The 2,449-nt window shown below is 35.9% G+C and carries 2 protein-coding genes; both read right to left on the bottom strand.

What is annotated here, in order from left to right; genetic code table 11:
- Window positions 1-205 precede the first annotated feature (205 nt).
- On the bottom strand, window positions 206-499 hold the full coding sequence (locus BMX64_RS14480; RefSeq protein ID WP_091173777.1) for a GIY-YIG nuclease family protein: 294 nt from the start codon (window positions 497-499) through the stop codon (window positions 206-208).
- A gap of 179 nt (window positions 500-678) precedes the next feature.
- Window positions 679-1,686, bottom strand: a complete 1,008-nt coding sequence (locus tag BMX64_RS14475) for a mannose-1-phosphate guanylyltransferase (RefSeq protein ID WP_091173774.1) — start codon at window positions 1,684-1,686, stop codon at window positions 679-681.
- Window positions 1,687-2,449: the final 763 nt, after the last annotated feature.

Genomic DNA, 2,449 nt, shown 5'->3' with positions numbered 1-2,449 from the left:
TTGTGCATCCAAAACTTCTCGAGAACCCACAACACGTCAGTTCGAGTGTTTTTATAAAAAAGTGACAGCGGCTTTATAAAAATGTATCGAGAACCATCTGTAATCAAAACTTCTCGATACATTTTGGCTAATGTAATATTTTATACAAACAACTTCCTCCAGCCAAAACACTCCAAGTGACGAATATAATGCGATTGAGAACTTATCATTTATGGAATCTCTTTTTAGCCAAGTTAATTAATGACTCAAATTCACCATTAATTAAAGCCTCTTTCTTAATTTTCGACCACTTCTTGATTTGCTTTTCTTTTTCTATAGCTATGTTTATATCTGTAAACTCACAATAGAAAACTAATTCTAATGGTCTTTTATTAAAAGTATAGCAATCAGGATAGAATCCAAAATTATGTTTATATAATCTACTAGATAAATTACTTGAAACACCTGTATAATAACTACCGTCTGAGCATTTTATAATATATACATAGGACTGCTTCATTTTATTTTTTGTTAAGTACTAATTATAAAAGTTTATCGTGCAATCAGAACTTCTCGAACCAACAGTAACCCTTTTTCAACTATTTTCATAAAACAGCGATAGCACTTATATAAAAAGACATCAATAACGACCAAACAACCAACAGATCAACAACTAATAAATCTGACAATCACTTTCCCTTACTCTAACAAATGAGATTTCTTTCGTTCCAATTCGTTATATACATTCTTAACTTCCTGAGAACTTTCTTTTTGCAAAATTAAATTAGCAGACTCGGTAGCAACAAAAATAGTATTCTTTAGTCCTACAAAAGCCGTATAAGCATCGGTCCCAATAACCATATTGCCATTGGCATCAACAGGATGGCCCTTTGACACTAAATAATCATAAACAGATTCAAAAGACCCTAAATCAGACCAGATAAATTCAGAGGACACTACTTTTATTTTCCTGCTTCTTTCCATAACCGCATAATCTATACTGATAGAAGGAATGGCAAGTGATAATTCCAAATCTAATTTCCCACCGATATTAGCATCCCAGGCGGCTTTAGATTTTTCATATACTTCTGGGTTATACAATTGTAGTTCTTCCAGAAAGACACCTGCTTTAAAACAAAACATACCGCTGTTCCACAAAAAATTCCCCTTTTCAATAAAATCTTTGGCAGAAACCTTATTGGGTTTTTCTCGAAAAGAAAGTACATCTTCTCCTTTACGTTCAATATAGCCATATCCCGTTTCTGGCTTAGTGGGAACAATTCCAAAAGTGACAATATAGCCTCTGGACGCTTTTTCAATAGCCTCTTTAATAGAGTGCGCATAGTGCTCCATTTCATCGATGATATGATCGGAAGGCGTAACAATCAAAATAGCATTCGGATCAGAGGCAAACGCAGCAAAAGCAATTGCTGCAGCCGTATTTCTTGGTGTTGACTCGATGATATCGACATAGTCAGTACCTGATTTTTCTAAAACCTTTCTGCTCAAATGGCAATTATCGGTATTACCCACAACCATAACGGTATCCACCAAAGTCCGATTACGGTCAACAGTCATTTCAAATAAAGATTTGCCGTCAAACAAATCCAAATATTGTTTAGGCTGGCTTTTACGTGATAAAGGCCACAACCTGCTGCCAACTCCACCAGTGAGTATTACGTGTGTAATTGAATTATTTTTTTCCATGTTTACTTCTTTATTCGTAAGCTATTATTTTTTTATCCGTGAACTATATTTAAAACGGAAATATACTATTTTCACAAAACAACGACAGCGATTCTATAAAAATATGTCAAGACCATTTCCCGTTATCCTTTGCGGTCATCTCAAACGAAGCCAAGATACAAACCATATCCTAAATCCCCTACTCCCTTTAGTGCCAAAACAAAATCACGTTCTAAATTTTCGGCTCCCTTTAGCGATGGCACAAAACTAAAAATTATAAACTCAATACCCCAATAAACGTTCATTTAAATACTCTTCTCCCCGCCCTTATAATTTTATGCCAAAAAATCACGGTTAGAATTTAAGCCTTGGCCGAAGGGAGCCCCCCCCTAGTCGAGTGTGAAACACGAGCGGCTGGGGTTGCGATAGGAAAATACGTCCGATGATTTTTGGGATAAAACTATTCAGGCTTGATCTTTTGTTTCTTTTGTATCAAGGCAAATCGAAGATTCAGACACCCGAGCGAAGCGAACAGGCGAAGCAAACACCACTTATAATAAAAGTTAAGTGAGCTAAAAGAAAAGATCGTTGTTCAGAAATAATAATAATAATAATAATTCCGTTAACGTTCTTCACACCACTCCTATCCCGCCCTTAAATAAAAAGCATAAAAAAACAACGAGAAAGTAAAGTGGCAGCAGTCCGCGAGTTAAGGACGAACGACGAACGGCTCGGGCTGTGGAACGGTACTTTGAGGTAGTTTTTAAGCTTTTTATTTTCAGGC

Origin of the sequence: Flavobacterium sinopsychrotolerans (assembly GCF_900110375.1) — a bacterium.
GTDB lineage: Bacteria > Bacteroidota > Bacteroidia > Flavobacteriales > Flavobacteriaceae > Flavobacterium > Flavobacterium sinopsychrotolerans.
The sequence above is the reverse complement of the archived record's forward strand: the minus strand, read 5'-3'. Positions and strand labels throughout refer to the sequence as shown.

Excerpts from the sequence above, each read along its gene's own strand:
- BMX64_RS14480 (WP_091173777.1), bottom strand. The coding sequence starts at position 499 with ATGAAGCAGTCCTATGTATATATTATAAAATGCTCAGACGGTAGTTAT.
- BMX64_RS14475 (WP_091173774.1), bottom strand. The coding sequence starts at position 1,686 with ATGGAAAAAAATAATTCAATTACACACGTAATACTCACTGGTGGAGTT.